This is a genomic window from Streptomyces roseifaciens (genome assembly GCF_001445655.1).
GTDB lineage: Bacteria > Actinomycetota > Actinomycetes > Streptomycetales > Streptomycetaceae > Streptomyces > Streptomyces aureoversilis.
Genome location: NZ_LNBE01000001.1, coordinates 405,280 through 426,591, shown reverse-complemented (window position 1 = coordinate 426,591; position 21,312 = coordinate 405,280). Strand labels below are relative to the sequence as shown.

The 21,312-nt window shown below is 70.6% G+C and carries 18 protein-coding genes, 1 tRNA gene and 1 pseudogene; 9 read left to right on the top strand and 11 right to left on the bottom strand.

Going from position 1 to position 21,312, the window contains the following annotated elements:
• Nucleotides 1-44: 44 nt before the first annotated feature.
• The 3 genes from AS857_RS01815 to AS857_RS38480 form a co-directional block, all read right to left on the bottom strand.
• Nucleotides 45-2,015: an ATP-binding protein gene (locus tag AS857_RS01815; RefSeq protein WP_058041287.1), complete on the bottom strand. Its 1,971-nt coding sequence runs from the start codon at nucleotides 2,013-2,015 to the stop codon at nucleotides 45-47.
• Nucleotides 2,012-2,719: a hypothetical protein gene (locus tag AS857_RS01810; protein WP_058041286.1), complete on the bottom strand. Its 708-nt coding sequence runs from the start codon at nucleotides 2,717-2,719 to the stop codon at nucleotides 2,012-2,014. The genes AS857_RS01815 and AS857_RS01810 overlap by 4 nt, the downstream gene beginning before the upstream one ends.
• Before the next feature lie 588 nt (nucleotides 2,720-3,307).
• A complete protein-coding gene (locus AS857_RS38480; RefSeq protein WP_058041285.1) occupies nucleotides 3,308-3,532 on the bottom strand; it encodes a DUF5954 family protein in 225 nt (74 codons plus the stop codon).
• Between the two features lie 201 nt (nucleotides 3,533-3,733).
• Here AS857_RS38480 and AS857_RS41790 point away from each other — a divergent pair.
• Both AS857_RS41790 and AS857_RS01800 read left to right on the top strand, forming a co-directional pair.
• A pseudogene (locus tag AS857_RS41790) lies at nucleotides 3,734-3,826 on the top strand (helicase associated domain-containing protein); the annotation flags it as partial.
• A gap of 9 nt (nucleotides 3,827-3,835) precedes the next feature.
• A complete protein-coding gene (locus tag AS857_RS01800; protein ID WP_275477340.1) occupies nucleotides 3,836-4,618 on the top strand; it encodes a helicase associated domain-containing protein in 783 nt (260 codons plus the stop codon).
• 61 nt (nucleotides 4,619-4,679) lie between these two features.
• Here AS857_RS01800 and AS857_RS01795 read toward each other — a convergent pair whose 3' ends face one another.
• From AS857_RS01795 to AS857_RS01785, 3 genes are read right to left on the bottom strand one after another with little or no spacing between them, the layout of a single operon-like run.
• Nucleotides 4,680-5,252 carry a hypothetical protein gene (locus AS857_RS01795; protein ID WP_058041283.1) on the bottom strand — a complete coding sequence of 191 codons (573 nt, stop codon included), beginning with the start codon at nucleotides 5,250-5,252 and terminating at the stop codon, nucleotides 4,680-4,682.
• Nucleotides 5,252-6,850, bottom strand: a complete 1,599-nt coding sequence (locus AS857_RS01790) for a helix-turn-helix domain-containing protein (RefSeq protein ID WP_058041282.1) — start codon at nucleotides 6,848-6,850, stop codon at nucleotides 5,252-5,254. The genes AS857_RS01795 and AS857_RS01790 overlap by 1 nt, the downstream gene beginning before the upstream one ends.
• A complete protein-coding gene (locus tag AS857_RS01785) occupies nucleotides 6,847-7,125 on the bottom strand; it encodes a helix-turn-helix domain-containing protein (protein ID WP_058041281.1) in 279 nt (92 codons plus the stop codon). The genes AS857_RS01790 and AS857_RS01785 overlap by 4 nt, the downstream gene beginning before the upstream one ends.
• Nucleotides 7,126-8,296: 1,171 nt before the next feature.
• On the opposite strand from AS857_RS01785, the gene AS857_RS39395 reads away from it, so the two are divergent.
• Nucleotides 8,297-8,764: a hypothetical protein gene (locus tag AS857_RS39395; protein WP_144440693.1), complete on the top strand. Its 468-nt coding sequence runs from the start codon at nucleotides 8,297-8,299 to the stop codon at nucleotides 8,762-8,764.
• A 12-nt stretch (nucleotides 8,765-8,776) separates the two neighbouring features.
• On the opposite strand, the gene AS857_RS01780 is transcribed toward AS857_RS39395, so the two are convergent.
• Nucleotides 8,777-9,097, bottom strand: a complete 321-nt coding sequence (locus AS857_RS01780; protein ID WP_058041280.1) for a hypothetical protein — start codon at nucleotides 9,095-9,097, stop codon at nucleotides 8,777-8,779.
• A gap of 9 nt (nucleotides 9,098-9,106) precedes the next feature.
• Complete coding sequence (locus AS857_RS01775; protein WP_058041279.1) at nucleotides 9,107-10,714, bottom strand: hypothetical protein; 1,608 nt, start codon at nucleotides 10,712-10,714, stop codon at nucleotides 9,107-9,109.
• 247 nt (nucleotides 10,715-10,961) lie between these two features.
• On the opposite strand from AS857_RS01775, the gene AS857_RS01770 reads away from it, so the two are divergent.
• A complete protein-coding gene (locus AS857_RS01770) occupies nucleotides 10,962-11,300 on the top strand; it encodes a thioredoxin family protein (RefSeq protein WP_058041278.1) in 339 nt (112 codons plus the stop codon).
• 329 nt (nucleotides 11,301-11,629) lie between these two features.
• Here the strand turns inward: AS857_RS01770 and AS857_RS39390 are convergent, their stop codons facing one another.
• The gene (locus AS857_RS39390; RefSeq protein ID WP_144440692.1) at nucleotides 11,630-11,857 is read right to left on the bottom strand and encodes a hypothetical protein; all 228 of its coding nucleotides are present in this window, start codon (nucleotides 11,855-11,857) and stop codon (nucleotides 11,630-11,632) included.
• A gap of 245 nt (nucleotides 11,858-12,102) precedes the next feature.
• Nucleotides 12,103-12,591 carry a hypothetical protein gene (locus AS857_RS40900; RefSeq protein ID WP_245699550.1) on the bottom strand — a complete coding sequence of 163 codons (489 nt, stop codon included), beginning with the start codon at nucleotides 12,589-12,591 and terminating at the stop codon, nucleotides 12,103-12,105.
• Between the two features lie 361 nt (nucleotides 12,592-12,952).
• Between AS857_RS40900 and AS857_RS01750 the strand changes: the two genes are divergently transcribed.
• The 3 genes from AS857_RS01750 (at nucleotide 12,953) to AS857_RS01740 (ending at nucleotide 14,714) form a co-directional block, all read left to right on the top strand.
• Entirely contained in the window at nucleotides 12,953-13,222 is a 270-nt protein-coding gene (locus AS857_RS01750; RefSeq protein ID WP_058041275.1) for a hypothetical protein, read from the top strand.
• On the top strand, nucleotides 13,206-13,751 hold the full coding sequence (locus AS857_RS01745) for a hypothetical protein (RefSeq protein ID WP_058041274.1): 546 nt from the start codon (nucleotides 13,206-13,208) through the stop codon (nucleotides 13,749-13,751). The genes AS857_RS01750 and AS857_RS01745 overlap by 17 nt, the downstream gene beginning before the upstream one ends.
• 261 nt (nucleotides 13,752-14,012) lie before the next feature.
• Nucleotides 14,013-14,714 (top strand): hypothetical protein, encoded by a 702-nt coding sequence (locus AS857_RS01740; RefSeq protein ID WP_058041273.1) that lies wholly within the window; start codon nucleotides 14,013-14,015, stop codon nucleotides 14,712-14,714.
• 419 nt (nucleotides 14,715-15,133) lie between these two features.
• Here the strand turns inward: AS857_RS01740 and AS857_RS01735 are convergent.
• Nucleotides 15,134-15,207, bottom strand: a tRNA-Met gene (locus AS857_RS01735).
• Nucleotides 15,208-15,541: 334 nt separating this feature from the next.
• Between AS857_RS01735 and AS857_RS01730 the strand changes: the two genes are divergently transcribed.
• Both AS857_RS01730 and AS857_RS01725 read left to right on the top strand, forming a co-directional pair.
• Complete coding sequence (locus AS857_RS01730; protein ID WP_058041272.1) at nucleotides 15,542-18,511, top strand: helix-turn-helix transcriptional regulator; 2,970 nt, start codon at nucleotides 15,542-15,544, stop codon at nucleotides 18,509-18,511.
• An 852-nt stretch (nucleotides 18,512-19,363) separates the two neighbouring features.
• Nucleotides 19,364-20,314, top strand: a complete 951-nt coding sequence (locus tag AS857_RS01725) for an alpha/beta fold hydrolase (protein ID WP_245699538.1) — start codon at nucleotides 19,364-19,366, stop codon at nucleotides 20,312-20,314.
• The last annotated feature ends 998 nt before the right edge of the window (nucleotides 20,315-21,312 follow it).

The following is a 21,312-nucleotide window of genomic DNA, read 5'->3' as shown; positions in this document are numbered from 1 at the left end:
CCTCTCCTGTCCTGGTCGTGCGTTTCGTGGGTGAGGGGCTGTGTTCACCACATGGGGCGGCCCTCGGCTGCCTCGACGATACGATCCCTAGGCAGTACGCCGTTGGCAAGGGTGAAGTCGGCGGTGGTGATCAGCACCTGCAAGCTGTTCTCGTCAGCCAGTTTCGCCAGTTCCGTGACCAGGCTGTGGGCGTCGAGGTCCTGGATTTCCTCGGCCTTGGGGCTGTCGATCAGCAGCAGGCCCGGGTGGGTGGACAGGCCGTGTGCCGCTCCGACCCGCAGCAGCGCGATGACCACGGCGATACGCAGGCGCAGCCGCTCGCCCGCGCTCAGTTTGCTGAAGTAGTCGGCGACTCCGCCATCCTTGATGACCTTCAGCTGGGCGGCACGGTTGATCTCTACCTTTTCCAGGGAGGTGATGCCGAAGCGGCGTCCGAGGTCGGCGATCTCCTTGTTGACGTCCTCGAACAGTCGCTCGGCAGCGGACTTGCTGTCGGTGTCCAGGACGGTGATGCCGGCCTTGAGGACGTCGACGATCATGCTCTCGTAGGGGTCGCCGGTGTTCTCGGGCAGGTCGGGGAGAACGGACAGCGCTCCTTCCAGACGCAGGATCTCTTCTTGGGCCTGGATTCGCTGGGGGAGCAGAAGGACGGACTGGGCCTCGCGCAGGCGTGTTTGGCCGGCTGCAAGCAGGTCGGTGAGCCGGGTGAGTTCGGCCTCTGCGGCCTCCAGCGCCTGGCGGGAGGTGGACTCGGCTTCCTTCGCCTGTTCCAGGCGCAGTCGTGCCTCGTCCTGGACCTCTTGCGGGTTGTCGTCCTCGCCGGTGACAGGCCGGGCGCAGACGGCGCAGGCGTGGTGGTCGCGTTCCTGCAGGCGCCGGTCTTCGGCGATCTCCTGGTCGCAGCGGGGGCATGCCTGCGGGTCCAGGCCGTGGAAGAGGAGCCGGGCGGTGAGGCTCTCACTCACGTCGTTCAGCAGGCGTTCCTCACGGCGCCGGTGCTCCACCGCGCGCCGGTGCACGCGCATCAGGCCTTCCCAGGTCTCCTGGGCGTCGGCCACCTCGCGTGCCCGTCGTGCCGCTTCGGCGGCCAGGGAGGTCAGGGATTCGTCCTCGCCGGGGCCCGGCAGCGCGGCCAGTCGAGCGCGGGCCTCGCGCAGCTCGCTCTCCTTGCGTTCGCGTTCCTCGCGGCGCTGCTGGAAAGCGTCGTGGGCGTCGGCTTTGCGGCGCTTGACGGTGGAGCTTCTGACGTCATGGGCGGCGCGTACGCGGGTCAGGGTCGCGGCGGCCGGGAGGTCGAGGAAGACCTGGAGCAGGCGGCCGGGCAGGCCGCCCATCATCTGGTCGCCGAGCAGCACCTTGTCGCCGCCGGCGGGCAGGTAGATCGCTCCGTAGTAGGCGGGCCATCCGTGGGCCTGGGTGCCGGTCTCGTTGAGTGTGTTGAGCAGGGGCTGCAGGTCGAGGCGGTCGAGCATGAATGCCTGGATGTGCTGGGCATAGCTCTCGGCGCTGCCGGCGGTGATGAGAGCCGTAATCTGGCCCGTGTCGTCGGGTGTGCGAGCCGTTTCGAGCGAGCCGATGTCGGGGCCGGTCAGTGCCTGTGCGCGGACGATCTCCCCGTCGATGCAGTCCAGGCGGAAGCCGAGGGGCTGGCCGGCCACGACGATGTCGAGGTCCAGGTGGCGAATCCAGTTCCGGACCCCCGACTGGAGGTCACGCGGGGTTCCGCGCAGGCACCAGGTGATCAGTTCCAGGACGCTGGTCTTGCCCCGCAGATTGGAGGCGACCAGTGCCGTCAGCCCGGCGCCGAAGCGGAACGTGGTGTCGAACGGGCCCGGCTCAAGGGACCCGGTGCGCAGGCCGGCCATGCGCATCCGGTGCAGGCGCAGTGGCCGCGGGCGGGCGGGAGTCAGGGTGAGAGGCAGCCCATAGGTGGTGAAGACGTCGCGGACGTCGACCTCGCTGCTCTTGGCCTGCCGGGCGATCCGGGCCGCAAGAGGCTCCTCGGCTTCGGTCACGACTCCCCCTCGTTGTCGTTGGTGGCGCTCTGCGCGCGCAGTGCCTCAAGCCGGGCCCTGGCCCGGATGCTCACCGATCCGATGCGTGTGCCGCGTGCCGCTTCGGCGTACTCGCGCTGCAGATACTGCCGCTTCTTCAGTGCGGTGCCGCCCAGTCCGTCAGCCAGGGCGACCACCAGGGCGACCCGCTCGACGTAGTAGGAGAACACCGGTGCCTCACTCACTACGCGCTGGGCGACCTGGTCGCCGTGCTGGGTCAGGTAGTAGTCGTGCTGGCGCACGTGGTTGACGGTCCCCCGCCGGCGTCGCACGACCAGACCGCTGCTGCGCAGCACCGCGAGCGCGTCGTCGAGCGGCTCGTAGGCGCCGAAATGGTGGCGCAGCATGGGATACCGGCGGACCTCGGGCTCCTCGGAGTCCAGGATCTGACCCGCAAGCTCCAGCAGGGCCGGCTCCTTGCTCGTCTCGTAGTCAGTGAGCAGCTCATCGGCCAGGTAGTCGGGGTTCCTCAGCCAGAAGTCCAGCTTCTGCAGGCGCACCTGGGTACGGACCACCCCGACCGCTTTGCCGAGACCGGGGTCAGCGTGGTCGAGATCCGTGAGCTTCTGGCCGGCGCCACGGATCAGCAGCAGGAGGCGCACCGCGTCCTGCTCCCGGCTGGTGACGGGAGCATCCGGGACGGATGAGGCAAGGTCGTTCTCCATCGAGTGATCCTAACGATGATCCGCTGCCCGACATGCGGTTTCCCTGACAAGACGGCCAGCAGCCAGGGTGCACCTGAGCGGAAGGTCACCGGGGCGTTCCCCTCGCGCTGACAGCCGGTGGCGGCCGCTGGGGGGCTTTGTCGAGGAGGACCCGGGAGAGGGCTTCGCTGGGGCAGCTGTCAGGTGGGCCGGGCGGACATGGGACGCACCAAGAACCCCCGTCGACTATCGGGGGCCCGGTCGCGGCCGGTTCGCTGACCTCCCTGGGCGGTGAGCGGCCCCATGGGGGCGGACGTAGGACGAGCCGGCGGCGGTGACAGGCAGAACAGCGGCCTGCGGGAGCGGGCCGCGGACCGCCCAGGCCAAGAGCCTGCGACACGTGTACCCGCTGAACCATGGCTCAGCGCGATCTGCCCGTGCGGATCCGGACCCCGACGTCGGCCTCCTCCGCTGCAGGGGGCGGTCCGTTCTTCCTTCTCGTCGCAGCGGCCGGCGCGCAGTCTGTCCGCTGCCTCCGCGAATTCCTTCAGCTCTGCGGCTGCCGCATCGGTGTTTCCGGCGGACGGGTGGCGGGCATCGACGGTGCGGTCAGCATCGTGAGGGATCAGGGCCGCGGCTGCGTGGCTCCATCCAGGCCAGGGCGAAGTCCAGGGTGCGGCGCGCATCGTGGGCGGTGGCCTGCAGCCTACTGCCCGGCGACCAGGGACCCTCGCCGGTCCGCTCGACGATCAGGAACGCCACCAGCAGCAGGACGTCCAGATGACTCTCCACAGCCCGCGCCGAGTCCGCCAGGACCGGGACAGACAGAACCAAATACCACGCCGATCACTACAATCCGAAACGATCACCACTCCCGCACGCCACACCCCTGCCGCCATCCCGAACACCACAAAAACCCCAGCCCACAGCCTCACCGAACCACAGATCACATCCCGAAACGATCACTACACCACCTGGCCAGCAGCCCACGCACCCAGTGACCACACCCGGATTTAGCACCCGGACCAGTGGAAGCCCGCGGGGTTCCCGCTCGGGACATGGCTGGCGGACCAGAGGAAGTTCGCCAAGGCCGGAAACCTCAACAGGACACGGGTGGAAGAGCTGGACCGGCTGGGGATGGTGTGGTCGCACCAGGACGTCGCCTTCGCAGAAGGACTGACGGCTGCCCGTGAGTGGGCGGCTATTCATGGGCATTTTCTGCCGCCGGCCACGGCTGTCTGGGACGGGTATCCGGTCGGGATCTGGGCGAAGAATTTGCGCACCGCCGCCCGGCTCGCGGATGCCATCGCCGAGCGCCGCGAGGCTGGCCTTCCCGTCGGGTCCAGTGCCCAAGCCCTCACCGAAGCACGGCGGGAAGCGCTGGAGGAGATCGACCCCGGCTGGTGCCCCGCCTGGGACACCGGATGGCAACGCCGCTTCCGCCTCGCCCAGGCCCACGTCGAGGGCGGTGGGGCGGTGCCGGCAGCAGCGGGTCAGGTGATCGTGCAGGGCGAAGACCTCGGCCGCTGGGCCCAGACGTGCCGCCTCAGCTGGGACAGCCTCCTGCCTGTCCAGCAATGGCTCCTCGAGAACGTCCTCGGCCTCACCCCGGCCGAGGCAGACGAGCGGCCCGTCAAACGCACGCAGGAAGACAAGTGGGCCCTCAACCTGCGGGCGGCACGGCAGTTCCACACCCGGGAAGGGCACCTCAACGTCCCCCGCAAGCACGTCGAGCACCTGGCGGAAGACGCACCGGCCGGCCGCCAGGGCGGTGCTGAGGAGCTCCTGGAGGTGAAGCTCGGCATGATCCTCGACAACACCCGACGCAGGGCCCACAAACTCACCAAACAACGCCGGGCTGAACTCGACCAACTCGACATGCGATGGACCACCACCAGGACCAGCAGGAGCCCCCGGTAGAGACGGCCAGGAATGTGTCAGGGCCCGGATCCAGGATCCGGGCCCTGACGAGGCTGGTCTTCTACGCGGCGAAGCCGACGTTGGTGACGTACTCGTACTGCCCCCACTGCGAGCCCAGGTCGACGATCGTGTCGTCCCAGGCCGCGTCGAGGCCCTGGTAGTCGCCAGCCGCCCAGGACCCGACGATCTTGTCCCAGCGGCGCACGTTCATCGTCCGGTACTCCACCACGCGCTGAAGCGGGCGAGCGACCTGGGACTGGTCGAGAGGGTGGATCTCCACCCGGGTCCCGCGTCCCTCGCGGTTCAGGCGCTTGAGGAGGTGCCGGGCGACGTTCTGCCGGCGCACCGCCCGGTACGCGGCGTCGATCCTGGCCAGGTTCGCCTTCGACGGCGCCCGCTTGCCCTCCAGCCACGCCTTCAGCGTCCGGTCGGTGACCGTCAGCCCCGCCTCCTTCGCGGCCTGGCGGCTCTTGCCCGACTTCGTCAGATAGTGCAGACGCGCTATCCAGCCGCGCTTGGCGGTCAGCGGGGTGGCGATGCCGCCCGCGAGCTCGTCGAGCTTGCGCGCGACGGCTTCGCTGCCCTTGATGCCTTGGGCACCGAACTTCCCGAAGTCGAGGTTCTTCTCCGGCATTACTCCTCTCCCTCCCCTTCCGTCTCCATGTACTCGGTGGTGTCGATTCCGGCGGTGTACGTGTCCTTCACCTTGACCTCAGTAACGCCCCGGCCTTCGGGAAAGACATTGCGCCAGTCGCCGATGACGTGGAGTTCGTCGGTGCCCATCGCACGGACGACCGTCAGCCCCTCGTCATGGGCCTTGAGCGCCTTGAGCCAGAGGTTGGAGAACGCCTGGGAGCGGATGATGTGCATCCAGTCCGGGCGGTACAGCTCCCGGTTGTAATTCGACTCCCCCATCGTGGAGACGAACTTGGAGTACATCGCTTTCACGTATTCCAGAGCGACGTCATCGCCTTGTTCGATGGCCGCGTCGCGGGCGTCCTTGAGGGCGATCCGGAACTTCTCCAGGAGGTTCTCGGTGGCGCCGGAGGTGTACGACTCGTGGATCTCCGGAGGCTCGCACAGGCCGTACTTCGGACCGGACAGGCGCAGCAGGAGGCGCAGGGTGGGTTCGGTCACCCACAGGGGGCCGGGCTCGTCCCGGTTCCCGATCGGGTTGGGCAGTACCGTCTCGTGCTCCCACTCGGGTGGGGTGATCAGGTGGACGCCGGCTCGGCGCCGGTCGTGGGTGAGACCGGCCGAGTGCTCCAGCTGGCCGAGCGGAAGGTGGGTCTTGAGAGCGGAGAGGTAGGCGCCGTTGATGTCGAGCGCGGTGACCTCGTGACAGCCGGGAGGAAGCTCGGCCCGGGTCCATTTCGGGCGGGCTTCCCAGATCTGGTCGGCGCCGCGGGAGGTCTGCTTCTTGAGGATGTCAGGGATCCAGGGATGGGCGATGACGTCGTAACGGGCGCCCTTGCGGGTCTCGTCCAGCAGCCGCATGGCATCCGGGATCGCCCGCTTCAGCAGCGCCGTCGTCGCGGCTTCCACGTCGCCCTCGTGCTCGGCGAGCGCGGCCTGCACCGCCTGGCCGATCAGATCAGCCGGTCCGGACGGCTCCTGGAATGCACGCCGGGCCGGGCCCTGGGAACGCCCGGAGGGGCGCGGCTCAGGCGGCGTGCCTGTTGCCGGCTTCCCAGCCTGCGTGGCCTCGGGACGTACGGGGGTCGGGGCGTGCTGGGCGGGTGGCACGACGGCCGTGGTCTGGCAGTCGGCCGGGTCCAGGTGCTGGGCGAAACCCGCCACCCGGTGCACGGCCGGGCGGCCGCAGAGCACACACGGCTCCGGCACGGCGAGGGCCTCCACCTCATCGCCGCCTTCCACGGTCTCCGGCGAAAGGTGACCGGTTGCCGGGCGGGTGATCGGCGGCGGGGACGGCTCGGCGACGGGAGCGGCCTCCTGCCCGGCGGCGAGGGCGGTTTCCTGCTTGGTCTCGTCGGGGAACTTCGCGGCCAGACCGTCCAGCAGGTAGGCGTACTTGGTGCGGATCTCACCAGCCGGGTCCCGGCCGCTCTCCCAGCCCGCGACGGTAGAAGGGCTCACCCCGAGTGCTCGGGCCACCTGGGCTTTCGACAACCGGGCCCGCTCCCGCAGCTCCCGGCGGACCTGGGGGGCGGGGAGTTCGGCCTGAGGGCCGACGGCGGCGAGCAGCGAGTCGATCGCGTCGAAGTCACTCATCGGGCCGCTCCCTTCTCGGCGTTGCTGCCGCGGCGGCGGGCGGCGGGTAGTGCCTCGCACGCCCGGGTCGGGCCCGCCAGCAGATCCAGCACAGCGACGTCGTAGTGCTCGGCCAGGACGTCGACGTCCCGCAGGCTCCACGAAGTGGCCCCGGTCTGCCGGCGCGAGACCTGCGTCTGCGTCAGCCCGAGCACCGCAGCGAGCACCCGCTGCGAATCCCCCGTCGCCTGCATCAACGCAGCCACCGTAAGCCTCAGCGTCTCCTCCAAACCCATATCCTCACCATACTCGAAGCTATGCAAATTACGCATCAAAGTCAGAAAATAAAACTTGAATATGCGTCACACGCCTGGCTTCCGGAGCACGACCGGCTGAGGATTCCGACAAAGCCCCATGTCCCGCCCAAGTTCGGCGGCGGTCACCGGTCTGGGCGGGCCCACCCACGCACAGACCGACGGGGATGCACGCCGCGCGTCCCGCTCCGCCTGGCGCGCTTCCTCCACGACCCGATCGGCCAGGCGCCCCGGGCGCACAAGGTCCAGCGCCCGGCGGCGCAGGGCTCGGAGCAGCCGGGGCCCGGACGGTAGGAGCCCGCCGCGGGCATATCGGCGCGACCCAGGACGAGAAGGATGCCTCCCACACCGCCTACCGCGCTCTCGCCGACCGGATGGGAATCGGCGACGTCTCACCTGCATGGGATGAGTTCGCGGCTTGGATGGACCATTTCGAGCAGAGCCGATTCACGACCACCGCCGAGGCAGCTGAACTGTGGGCTGCCACCCGGGGCCTCCTCACCAACCGTTTCTCCTCCCCCTGGGTCCTTTTATCCGCGCTGCAGCCGACGCACTTCTTGACGAGCCGCTGCGCCATACCTTCGGGGCTCCCCGCCCTCCGGCCCCCGTACGCGCACCGACGTCCGGCGGAGTGCGACTACGGGCGCGCCGCCGCAACCGCCGTTCCCACACCAACTCCGGCTATCAACCGGTCCTGCCACCATCCGTGCGCGATCTTGAATGGCCCGACCGCTCTTCCTGAAAAGCGATGAGATCAGGAATACCCAGCGGCCGTGCGGCCGCGACCAGCAGACCTCACCGCGCGCCATCACGAGGGTGGCAGGAACTGCTCCGCATCCTGCCGGGCCTGGGTTCTAGGCGGTGAAGCCGACGAGTGGTGACGTACTCGTGGTTGTTGGGCTCCGCGGTCGCACCAGCGACGCGGCCGAGCTGCCCGAGAAGGGAGGTATCAGCACTCGGAAGCTGTGATTTCCGGGAATGAGGGATGGTTCCCGGGGGTTTTCCGTCTGTCTCCTCTCACCAAGGACGACGTTGCCGCTTCTTTGCCGGATCGCCGCCTGCTACGGGCTGGAGGAGAAGGCTGTTGGCCTGCCGGCAGTCGCGCGGTCACCGGCCCCGGCACGACGGCGGGGTGCCGCGTGCGGATGCGGAGGTGCTGCTGGATGAGGCGGGCGGCGACGTGCAGCAGCCGGTAACGAAGTCTCCCCTGGGCTCGGCATCGGCCGGCCCGCAGTCCAGTAGCAAACGCGGGTCCAGACAGGAGGCCGATCGCTGCGAGGCCGAGTTCGGGCCAGGCCGCGTCGATGGCGAAGTGGCGGGAGGGCAAGCGGCCGAATCCGATGTCCTTGCCGCACCGGATGTGGTCTTCGACAGTGGCGTGTCCGCGGTGCCGGGCGCCAGGAACCGGGCGGAACCCTCACCGGAGCAGGGGGTGCCGGCCCCCGCCACCAGGCAGGGCCGGCCCATGTCCTGCCGCGAATCCCATGACCGTCAGCCTTTCGGGAGGACAGCCTGCTTCCCGCTTCTCCCGAACAGGAAGTCGCAGGCATCCCGCAGACATCCCGCAGGCATCCGCAAAAGCCTCATCGGCCCCGAACTCGACCGCCCTGACAGCGTTTGACGCTCGCCCACGTCAGTCCTCATCACTCTCCGGGTAGTCCGGCGGCTCCGGGGCGTCGCCGAAGAAGTAGTCGTACGACGCCTGGAGGAACACGTACATCTCGTCCTCGGTCGGGAAGCGGATCACGCCCTCCGTGATGATGTCCCAGTCCGTCAGCGACATCTCGCGGTTGCGGATCACCTGGGCGAACCCGTCGCGCTGAGCCTTACGGGTCTTCGTGAAGATGCCCGGCGCGCTGAGGCTGTGCACCAGGTTCGCCTTGAGAACCTCGGGCTCATTGATGTACGAGGGGCCGAATGCGCTGCTGATGAAGTCTTGAGTATTTTCGTCCATGGAGCTTCCCTAAGGGTGTCGTCCGGCCCTGGGGTCGGGGTACATCGTATGCAGTCCGCCGGTACTTTCGTTGAATTCAGCGACAATGCGCCCTCCACGGAAGTCCACGGGAAGATGATTGACGGTTCCGTCTTTATTCTTGGGTTTCACGGGATCGACGTAATATCCCTCGAATTTACCTGAATGGTCGCCCGGGCCGAAGATCTCCTCGATGGTGGCGTTGACTTTGGGCTTTCCGGTCTGCTCCGCCTTTTGACGCAGGTACTGCTCGGCTTTGACGTAGTCCTCGGCGTTCTCGAACTTGGTCGCATAATCCCCGCAGCCGTGAGGCCTGGTTCCACCATTCGCCTTGACGTCCTTGACGCGGCCGGTCTCCGGGTTCACGTGGCGCTTGGTCTCGACATGGCCGTTGCCCTTGAATTTCACGTCGCCGTTGTCGCCGACCTTCGGTTCGCCCTTCCGGGCCTTCAGAGCCTCGGTACTCGGGTGCAGGTGTCGTTGCGGACCGTGGCCTTGGCTTTCGAACTCTGCGATCTTGGCATCTGTCTCGGCCTTGCGTTCAACATCGCCCTCGTCGTCGCCTCCCTCCGTGGACTCCGACTCCTCCTCGGCGTCTTCACCGTCTTCACCGGTGCCCGCTTCCTGCCCCTCCGGATCCCCGTCGTCGCCAGGCTCGTCGGTCCCCGCCGGCGACTCGGCGTTCTGCGCACCGCCGCTGCCGGGTTCCTCCCCGGAGTCTGCGTCCTCAGCAGTCGCCGGTTCCGGAGCATCGTCCGTCTGCTCGGCGCCCGCATCGTGCGCACCTACGGGACCTGCTTCGGAATCTGCGTCAGCCGCGTCCACGGATTCCGGCGCGTCGGCGTCGGCCTGCTCAGCCTCCGGCTCCGGGATGTCGGCTTCTTCTGCGTCCGCCGGTTCCGGGGCGTCGTCTGCCTGGTCGGCATCCGCCTCGCGTGCGTCCGCCGGGCCGGTTTCGAAGTCTGCTTCCTCAGCAGTCGCCGGTTCCGGAGCCTCGGCGTCCCACTGCTCGGCTTCCGGCTCCAGGGTGTCGGTTTCCTCGGGTGCGCTGTCGGATTCCTCTACGGCCTCCGGCTCCGGGGCCTCGTCCGCTTCCCCGGCACCCGCTTCCTGCGAGTCCTCCGCGCCCGTCGGCTCCGGGACGTCGGTGTCGGGCTGCTCGGTCTCCGGCTCCGGGGTGCCGGTCTTCTCCGGTGCGCTGTCGGCTTCCTCTGCGTCCGCCGGCTCCGGAGCGTCGTCAGCCTGCTCGATGTCCGCGTCGCGCGCGTCCGCCGGCTGCGGGGCGTCTGCCGGGCTTGTGCCGGAGTCCGGACCTTCCGCGCTCTGTGGTTCCGGGGCCTCGGCGTCCGGCTGCTCGGATCCCGGCTCCGGTGCGTCACTGGTCTCCGGTGCGCTGCCCGCTTCCTCTGCAGTCGCCGGCTCCGGAGCGTCGTCCCCCTGCCCGGCGCCTGCGTCGCGCGCGTCCGCCGGTTCCGGCGCTTCCGCCGGGCCCGTACCGGAGTCCGTATCCGCCGCCTTCGCCGGCTCCGGGGCGTCAACGGGCTCGGGCGGCGGGGCCTCTTGGGGCGGCTCGGGCCGTTCGGGCCGACGGTCACTCATGATCAATATTCTGACATTGCCACGTCAAAGCACTTGAGCCGCATGCACAGGCACGCAGGGAGACCCGAAGCGGCCCCTGATGCCGAAGTGCCCTCCAGGGGACCGTGCCGGCGGACAAGTCGACGCAGCCCCGGCCCACGCCCTGGACCCGGTGAAGACCGGGACCTGGCCGCGGCCGGCGTCGGACGCGCGTGTCGCAGGCGATGATGGTGCCCCCGGTACGTCGATCACGAGGTCAGGAGCTCCGATGCCACGGCGCGTTCACCAGCCACTGGAGGATGCGGAGGTCGACTTCGTCCTCAGGATGAGCGATGGCCCGGTCCTCGCCTACTTCTGCGGGACGTGGCCGAAGGCGATCGAAGCGTGCCGGGCCATGGACCTTGTCGTGGGTCGGATCGCCGAGGAGTACGCGGACCGCCTGACAGCCATCAAGATCGATATCACCCGCTGCCCGGAGGCGACCAAGCGATACGGCGTCACCGGAGCCCCGTCCATCGTCCTGCTCAAAGAAGGTGCGGTGGCGGCACGCAGCGCCGGGCCGATGACCCACGCCGAGGTCCAGCGTTTCCTGCTCGCTCACTTCTGACCGGCCGCCCGCTCTTCCCCCGCCGGGGAAGCTGATTCCCCGAGAGAAACGTCCAAGGCGGCTGCGGACGGCCGGGTGTGTGCGTATCCTCCAGCGCGCCACCAGTAGAACGGGCCGCTCGCCGGCTGGTGGGTGTGCGGGACTGGCAGGAAGGGCTGCCCGACGCTGTCGTGGGTCCTGGTCGGCGTAGCTCGCGGAGCGGATGCGCAAGCGGTGGTCGCATCCGACGGGGGCGCCGGCGGTGGTGTCGGGCTCGTCCGGCATCACGATCAGCGCGTCCTCGTCAGGGATCTCCACGTGGAAGCAGGTGCCGCAGGCGCAGGGCGCGATCAGGGTGAGGACCTGCTCGTGGTCGCCGAGCTGGTCGGTGCGCTGGGTGTAGTGCAAGCCAGCCACCAGCCGCGGATGCCGTCGGCGGAGCCGAGGTGGGTCACCGCGCATGCCGCGTAGGACTGGTGGTCGTCGACCGGGGTGCAGCCGGTCCGGTTCATGGGCGGGACAGCGGTGCTGAGGGTGTCGGGGAACGGGCTGATCGGGACGGCGTCGGTGTCCGGCACCGCCTGGAGGGCAGCTTCCTCGAGTCGTTCTCGGCGACGGCCGGGCCGGTCGAAGCCGGCGGCGGCCTGGCGCCGGACGACGGTCGGGACCGGTGCTTCGTCCGCGGCGCGTAGTGCCGGACGGCGGGGTGGAGCGGGACGACGGTCATGACGGCACATCTCCTGTCGGGGGCAGGCCGGGCGGGTCTGTCCGGGCCTCCGGGCCGCCCCGGCCCCGAGGCGGTTGGGGCCAGGGCAGGGAGCCGTCAGTGCGGGGCGGAAGCGTTGCTGGGTGCCTGCTGGTCCATCAGCGCCGGGAACTCGATGCCGGTCTCCGGCGCGCCGAGGACCGCGCCGAGGACCGTGCGGAGAATCGGGACGAGGTCGTCACGCTCGGTCGGGTTGAGGCGTGCGAGCAGGACTTGCGCGTCGCGGTGGGCGCCGACGGCCTGCACGTAGTCGGCCTGGGTGGGCGCGGCGCCGCACTGGCCACAGCGGAATGTGGCCTGGTCCCAGCGGGTGGCGGGCGGTCGTGAGGCGAGTACCTCCGTGTACGGGTCTTCGCCGGCGCCGGGCTCGTGGTCTGTCCCGGCCTGATGGCCGCCGCAGTGCGAGCGCTGAAGGGTTCTCGCTGCCGTCCGGTTCGCCGGGGTGGGCCCGGTGCAGGTCGATGGGTGAGAAGACTGGCGCCCAGGCCGGGCCCGGGCAGAACTCGGCCGTCCGCGGTGTCGTCCTCGCCCGCGGGGGCACGCCATGAGGAGGTCGAGACCCACCGGCCCGGCCCGGCCCGGCCCCACGTGATCGTCCATCGCGGCCTGTGCACGGAACCTGCACCTTTGCCCTGCCCGGGTTGGCCCTCGGCGGCATCCGTGACCTGCGCGACCCGGACGCCGCCGAGGACGACGACGAGAGCTGACGTCACGCCGGTGGAAGGGCCTCGATCGCCGGTGCCGCCCCGGGCTGGAGGATGACGGGCGCTGCGTCTCTCCGGCTTGAATGAGCCTGAAATGCCCAGTGACGCCCAGTGACTGAAGGGCCGGGCATGAGCGGTATGCGGGTCGTGACGATCGAGACCGACGAAGCGGGGGCGGCCGCCCTCGCCGAGGCGAGCGGCGGGTGCCGGAGGCCGTGTCCGGCACACGGCAGATCCAGGCACAGGTCGGCGATCCGGACACCTGGATGTACGTGGCGCACGTGGCGCAACTGGCGGACACCCTCGGCCCGGCCCCCGGCGCGGCCCTCGGCGCGGTGCTGGAGACGCTGATCCGCCAGCGCAAGATCAAATACATCAGGATCGGTGACCGCGAGTTCCGCGACATCACCCCCGCGCAGCTCGACGAGGTCATCGAAGCCCTTGAAGACACGCCCGATGACCAGCCTGGATGACCTGATCCTCCAGCAGTCGGTCCAAAGCCGGGCCGGCGAGCCGGGCGAGGCCGTCCGGACCGGCCGCACCACCGTGTCGCCGCTGGCGGAATTCCGCTCCCTGGCCGAACAGGCCGGCGGACAGCCCGTCGAGCTGGTGACCGTGACCAACGGGATCCCGGGGCACTTCGGCCTGCGCGGCCGCGACTCCCATACGGTCGTCTTCCATCTGCGCCAGGTCGGGATCTGCGCGTTCCTGCACGGCCTCATGCTCGAGACGAAGCTGGAAGAGCCGCTGCTGGAAGATGCCTTCGAAGGAGCCGTCCTCCGGCTCATCGCAGAATTCCTGCTCCAGCGCGGCCACGGCGACCAGGCCATCGCGACGCTCGCAAGATCGCGCGTGGTCCAGCGCGGCCTGTTCCTCTCCGGCCCGGCGCTCGGCTGCCTGCAGAGCAGGAAACGCAACGAACGCCATCTGGTCGAATGGTTCTTCGCGCTCGGCCACGAGATCGGCCACCACCTGCCCCCCCCGGACCGGCGGCCGCCCTGAAGGGCCTCGGCTGCTTCGAGGAAGACTTCATCCGTCAAGTCGTGGACGCCATCCTCGACGCACGGTTCACAACGGCCGCGGCCTACCGGCTCCGGGAGATCATCGAGCGCGGCGACACCGGCGCTGCAGGGCGCTCGCACGCGAGCACCCAGGTGCTCCGCGAGGAGGCCGTCGCGGACCTGGCGCAGGCCGGCCAGCCCCGCGGCGGCCGAAAGCTCCGCCCACAGGCCGTGGCCGGCCAGCTCCGTCGCGGTGGTCTGCATGAGCCAAGCATGGGACAGGCTGTGCGCCGACCAGGCGGGCCGTGCCTGCTCTCCGCAACTCCTCCTGCTCGAAGCCATGGTCTCGATGTCCTCAGTCATGGCCATCGAGCAGTGCCGGATCCTGGCCGGCTGGTTCTCCGGCATGTCGTACGAGGTCGAGAACCAGCCGCTCATGCTCTCCGGCGTGGCGCTCCAGACGCGCATCAACCTGTTGCATATCGCGCTGCGCGACCCGGAGGTCCAGGCGCTCCTGGCCGCCCGCTACCCGCGCTGTGAAGCCATGACCCGGCTGGACGTCGCCGCCTTCGACGCTGCTATGCGTAATCCTGCAGCGCGGTCGCTCACCTTTGGCCGGCCCTTCGCCCGGGCACGGGCGTTCCTGTCCGCACCGGAGATGCGCGACCCCGGCCTGGTACAGGCGTACCTCGAAGACGTCGCGGCCGATCCGACCGCCGCCTACGACGCGACCGGCTTCCTACGGCTCGACGGGCATCTGCGGTCCCCGATGCTGGACATCCTGCGCGATGTGGTGGACGGCTGCGACCGCCGCTCGTCTACGCAACCGGTCCCTCAGAATGGCAGCTGCTGCTGGTCCCGCGCCCGGCCAGGGAAGGGGGACTCACGCGCAGCGAGCCCGGGAACGCCCGCACACGGCCATGACACCCAGTGCTTCAACGGCCTCCGGGAAGGGCTTCGATGATGGTGAGTTCGCGTATCCGGATGCCGCCGGTTGGCTCACCTGGCTCCGGAACCGCCAGTGAGCGTGAAACCCGCGGCGGAGATCATGGATGTCAGCGAGGGAGATCACAGCTGCAGCCCCGGAGAGCCGGTGTCCCGGAGCGGTACTCGCGAACGGCGCCGGCGAGCAGCACCGTGCCGGCAAGAACGCCGAAAGCCGGGATCACAGCGCTGACGTGGTGCGTCACAGGGACATCGTCACCGGCAGCCTCGGTCGGCGGGAGTGATCCAAACGAATCGGCAAAGGGAGCTCGTGATGGCGGAGCCGCTCCGGGACCTCATGGGGAAGTGCTTGAATTTTCCCGTGGGAAATATCGTGGACGTTCGCACAGGAATGCAGGAGGGCCTGGATCCATCGGGATCCAGGCCCCCATTCAGCAGTAGCGGGGACAGGATTTGAACCTGCGACCTCTGGGTTATGAGCCCAGCGAGCTACCGAGCTGCTCCACCCCGCGTCGGTAGTCCCCACCGTACGCCATCACAGCGGGCACCGGTTACCACTTCCGGCCCGGGGGCTTGTGTGGGGTGGGGCCGATGCTGGTGGCGGGTTCGTGCCTGCGGGGTGAGGGCGGTCCGCTCGGCCGGGGTGGCGTCGTGCCCGGGGATGGTGTCCGGGACGGGGGTGAGAGTGGGATGTGACTTGGTGAGTCCTGGGGTGTGACCTGGGGAGCCTGGGGTGTGACCTGGGGAAATGGTGTGCGGGGCTGGGGAGGTACAGTCGGCCGCGCCGAAAGGGAGGGCGGCACGGGGCCGTCCTTGCGGCGTTCACCGGGGGCACGGGCGAAGCAAATGGTGGTCGAGCGGATCAGCGGGCGTGAGGGCGAACTCGAGGCGATCGAGGGGCTTCTGACGAAGGTGCGCTCCGGCGCCGGCGGGGTCCTGGTGCTGCGCGGTGAGCCCGGGGCCGGCAAGTCGACGCTCCTGGACCACGCCGCCCGGCGTGCCACTCCTGCGCGGGTGCTGTCGGCGACCGGCGCCGAGCCCGAGTCCGGTATGGCCTTCGCCGCGTTGCACCAGCTGCTGCGCCCGGTGACCGCCCTGGCCGGTGCGCTGCCCGGTGCGCAGCGGGACGCGGTCCGGGCTGCTCTGGGGCTGGCGGAGCCTGCGGCCGCCCAGGACCGGTTCCTGGTGGCGGCCGGGGTGCTCTCCCTGCTGGCGGAGGCGGCGGCGGCCGGGGGCCTGGTGTGTGTCGTCGATGATTTCCAGTGGGTCGACCAGGCCTCTGCCGATGCCCTGCTGTTCGCGGCCCGGCGGCTGGGGGACGACGGGGTGGGGCTGCTGATCGGCACCCGGGACACCGCAGGGGCGAGGCAGGCGCTGCGCACCCTGCCCGCCATGGACCTTGCGGGACTGGATGCCAAGGGCGCGCGGGAGGTGCTGGCGGCGTGTGCGGCGGCCGGGCCTGCGCCTGGTGTGGCCGATGTCCTCACCGCGGCGACCGGCGGCAACCCGCTGGCGTTGCGGGAGACGGCCGGCCTGCTGACCGTGGAGCAGCTGACGGGCCGGGCGCCGCTGCCCGACCCGCTGCCCCTGGGGGACGGCATGGCCGCCGTCTACGGGGAGCAGATCGCGCGGCTGCCCGGGGACACCCGGCTCGTCCTGCTCGCCGCCGCGCTGGAGGGGCGCGGTGACGTGCGGCTGATACGGGCGGCCGCGGAGCGGCTGGGTGTGTCCCCCGATGCGTTGTATGCCGCCGAGGCTGCCGGTGTGGTCGATATCCGGCCTGCCGACGTCCGCTTCCGGCACCCGCTGATCCGTGCCGCCGTGCACGCCGGGGCAGGCGCGGCGGCGCGCCGGGCGGTGCACGGGCACCTTGCCGCGCTGCTGTCCGAGGCGGGCGACCGTGACCGCGGGGCCCGGCACCGGGCCGAGGCCGCGACCGGCCCCGACGAGGAGATCGCCGCCGAACTCGCCGCCGCCGGCGAGCGGGCATCCGCCCGCGGTGGTTACGCCGACGCCGCACGGATGCTGTCATGGGCCGCCGAGCTGACCCCGGATGTGCGGGGCAGGGCCCGGCGGCTGAAGGACACCGCGGCGGCGGCATGGCTGGGCGGGCATCCCGGGCGGGCGCAGTCCGCCCTCGCAGCCGCCCGGGAGCTGGCCGAGGATCCTGTCCTGCTGGCCGAGATCGCGCAGCTCAGCGGCAGGTTCGAGCTGTCCTCCGGTAACGCCGCCGAGGCGCTGCGGGCTTTCCTGGACGCGGCCGAACGCGCCGCCGCGCACATGCTGCCGGCGGACGGGCAGACAGCGGGCGGGTGGGCCACGGGCAAGTGGGCAGCGGGTGGGCCGGTGGGGTCCGGTCCGGTGGCGGGGCCTGAAGCCCCGGGCGCGCGCGGTGCCGCGGGCGCGCCGCAGCCGTCACGTACGGGCGATGCCCGGCGGATCGTCCTCGCTCTGCTCGCCGACGCGGCGGAGGCTGCCTCGTACGTCGGCGACACCGGTGCCGCCGTGCGGATCGGCAGCCGGGCGGCCGGACTGGCCCTCCCCTCCGGGGCGTCGGCGGGGTCCGGGGATGCTGCCGATGTGTTCCTGCGCGACATCCTGACCGGAATGGGCGCATGGCACGCCGGGGATACCGGTGAGGGCGCGCGTCTACTGCGCCGGGCCCTGGCTGCCGTCCCGGACCACGACCACGACGGAGGCAGTGGCAGCAGTGGCAGTGGCGGCGGGGGGCAGGCCGCTCACCTGCTGTGGGCGGCGGCCGCGGCCAGTCTGCTCGGCGAGAGCGACGCCGCCGCCCGCCACGGCGCCCGCGCCGGCCGCGTCGCGAAGGTCTCCAGCATGGTGGGCACGCTGCCCGTCGTCCTGGAGAACGCTGCCACCGCCGAGCGCATGAACAGCAATTTCGCACTCAGCACCGCCCTGTCCCAGGAAGGGCTGGCCCTCGCCCGGGAGGCCGGCCTCGACAACTCCGCTGCCGCCCATCTCGCCAACCTCGCCGTCTGCGCCGCCGTCCGCGGCCACGAAGACGACTGCCGCTCCTACGCCCACCAGGCCCTGGCCATCGCCATCCCGCACCGTCTCGGGCTGCGCGCCGGGATAGCGTCGTACGCACTGGGTCTGCTCGACCTCGGCCTCGGCCGCCACGACCGCGCCCATGAACGGCTCATGGCGCTGACCACGGCGGGACCGGGCGCGGGACACCCCATCGTGGCGTGGGGCTCCACCGCCGACCGGGTCGAGGCCGCCGCCGCGGCCGGCGACCACGCGGCCGCCCGTGCCGCCACCGCATTCCTGGAGCGGTGGTCGGCCCACGCCACCTCACCCCGGGCACAGGCGGTACTCGCCCGCTGCAGGGCACTGACCGCCGACGACGCCGCCGGCCTCGGTCTCCTGCAGCAGGCCCTTGAGCTCCTCGATACCGGCGATGACCGGGACGCCAGCGCCTACGACCGGGCCCGCACCGCACTCCTCCTCGGCGAACGACTGCGCCGCGACCGCCGCGCGGGCGAGGCGCGCCCCCACCTGCGCGACGCCGCGGAAACCTTCCACCGTCTGGGGGCCGCACCCTGGGAGCAGCGTGCGCAGGGCGAGCTGCGGGCAGCGGGCGAGAGCCCCGAACCCGCCGGACCCGCCCCCTTGCAGACCCTCACCCCCCAGGAACTGCGCATCGCCCGGCTCGTCGCCGAAGGAGTGAGCAACAAGGACGTCGCGGCCCGTCTCTTCCTCAGCCCGCGCACCGTCGAATACCACCTGTACAAGGTGTATCCCAAACTCGGCATCACCTCCCGCACCGAACTCGCCCGCTTGCTCCAGTGACAGACCACGAACCAGCATGCCGCCGGTGGGGCCGTACGAGACTTCGTAGCTCGCGTGCACCGGTGCCGCCCCGTGGGCCGGTGGGCCGGTGGGCCGGTGGTCGGACGGCCGGTAGGCCGGAGCGCCGGTAGGCCGGAGCGCCAGTGGCCCTGACCGGGCTGTCCTGTCTGCCGCGGTGACGGACCAGAACCCCACCGGCGGCACCGGTGGACCGTTGGGCCGTAGCCCCCGTGGACCGGTGCACCGGTGGGAGAGCAGTTGTCCAGCGCCAGTGGCCCTGGCCGGGCCGGACCGCCTGCCGCGGGTGACGGACCAGCCAGCACGCCACCGGTGAGGGCAGCCCCGGCAGCCGCCTGCCGGACGGCGCGGCTGGCTGTCACCGTGCCTCCGGCAGGAGGCTCCGTGGCACCGGTGGGAAGCCGCCCGTGGTCCAGTGCCAGTTGCCATGACCGGCCGGATCTCCTGCCGCGGGTGACAGGCCTGGCCCGCCGCCCGCCGCGGGGCAGCCCCGGCAGGCGCTGACCGGGCGGCACGGGGCCGGGCCGCGCGGCGGATGCTGTCACCGTGCTCCCTGGCAGGAGGCTCCATGGCGCCGGGGGCCGGCGGGGAGGCCAGCGGCCTGCCGCCAGTGGTCCCTGACCGGGCCGGACCGCCTGCTGCGGGTGACGGGCAGGCCAGCCTCCCGGCCGTGGCACCAGTGGAAGGCCAGTAGTCCGGCACCAGTGGTCCTACGGATACCACCGGTGGGCCGGGGACGGCAGAGTTCTGCCTGTCCGCAACGACAGGCGGACGAAAACGAGAACGCGAACACCAAGCACGTAACACCGAAAGCGGGGGCAAGGAATGCCTGCAATGGGACGCATGGTCACGGTGGGCGGCATCGAGCTGTGGACGGAGGAGTTCGGCGACCCCTCCCACCCGGCGGTACTCCTCATAGCCGGCTCGATGAGCCAGGGACTGCTCTGGCCGGACGAGTTCGTCGGCCGCCTCGCCGCAGCCGGCCACCACGTCATCCGCTACGACCACCGGGACGTGGGCCGCTCCACCGCCCGCGACTTCACCCAGCACCCCTACACCTGGGCCGACCTCAAAGCCGACGCCGTAGGCCTCATGGACGCCCTGGAGATCCACTCCGCCCATCTCGTGGGCCACTCGGCAGGCGGGCTCCTCGCCCAGTGGATCGCCGTCGAGAACCCCGGCCGGGTCGACAGCCTCACCGTGATCGGCTCATCCCCCTTGGGCGAGCACGAAGGACAGGTCCTCGTCCGCGCCCTGACCGGCGAAGCGCAGCCCGAGGGCAGCCTGCCGGAACCGGCACCGGAATTCACGGCGTTCTTCCGCCAGGCGGCCATGAGCCCGCCCCCGGCCACCCGGGCCGAAGCCATCGACTTCCAGATCGAAATCGCCCGCGTCCTCCACGGCACCGAGCGCCCGTCCGAGTTCGACGAGGACGCCCAGCGCCGCCTGGAGGAGAAGCTCCACGACCGCATGCGCGACCCGCGCACTGCAGCCAACCACCGGCTCGCCGGTATGACCGACCTCGAATGCGAGCCGGTCGGCGCACTGGCACGGGTCACCGTCCCGACCCTCGTCATCGAAGGCACCGCCGAACCCGTCAAGCCCGGACACGGCCGGCTCATCGCACAAGCGATCACCGGCGCACACCTGATGCTGATCCCCGGCATGGGCCACATGCTCACCCCCAGTGCCACCGGCCCCGTCGCCGACGCGCTCCTGACACACCTCGAGACCGCCGCCACGGCAAAGACCACCCCGCCCAGCCACCACCCCGCAGACGCATAACGGAAGCAGCCGCCCGGCGGGGCCGGCGGGGCCGGCGGGGCGGATCCTGACCCGGCCGCTGTGCCCTGCGGCGCGGCGCCGCAGGGCACGGCGGCCAGCGTTCCTCTCAGCGACCGGCAGCACCGCCTCCCTCCCCCTCCCCCCTCCCTCCCCCCGGGTCCGGGACGCCTCCAGGGCAGGGCGAGGGAACTGGGAAGCCACGTAACGGCACTACACCAACCAGCCTCTACAGGACCATAATCAAAGGCAATATCGCAGCATTACCTTCACAACAAAGACGCCGGTGCGCGGCAGTGCCTTCGATGCCGGGGGCCGGACAGGATAAAACGGTGCGCGGCAAAACGGCAGGCAAACAAAGGGGCAGCCGCGGGCCTGGCTGCCGGCACCCGGCCGGGACGACGCCCCCGGACCAGACACCAGCAGCCAGGCCCACCGGCCCCATCCCCTCTCCGTATTGGCGCTGCAGCGCAGAGCGGCAGGCAATACCTCGCGTGCACGGGGCGGACTTGCGATCCAGCGCGGTGATCCTGTAGTGCCCGGCCCCGGGCCGGCCCCCGCGACCACGCACCCTGCCGTTCCGCTCATACGGGGAGCGGCAGGGTGCGGGTCTTGTCAGGCAAGGCCGTCCGGAGTCAGGCCCATCCGGCAACCAGTCACCACGCGAAGACCACTCCCCCTCCCATAGGCGGAGCAACAGCCCGGCACCGGGGACACGATCCGGTCAACCTGCTGCACGCCCGATGAGAGACCGCCGGACCCCAGCAGACGCCAGCAGACGCCCATGAACGATGGCAACCGGCAACGGCCGCCAACGGGACCACCCTGACCTGGCCGGACGGCATCCGGCCGCCGTTGCGCAACAGTGCGGATGCGCAACACTCCCCGTATGCCGGGCTTTCAGCGCAGGAAAGCCGTCGGTGACGCCCACGAACCACGCGTCACCCAGGAACCCGCCCGGCGAGGGTGGGCTGTCAACGCCTGGGGCAGGGCGTGCTGAC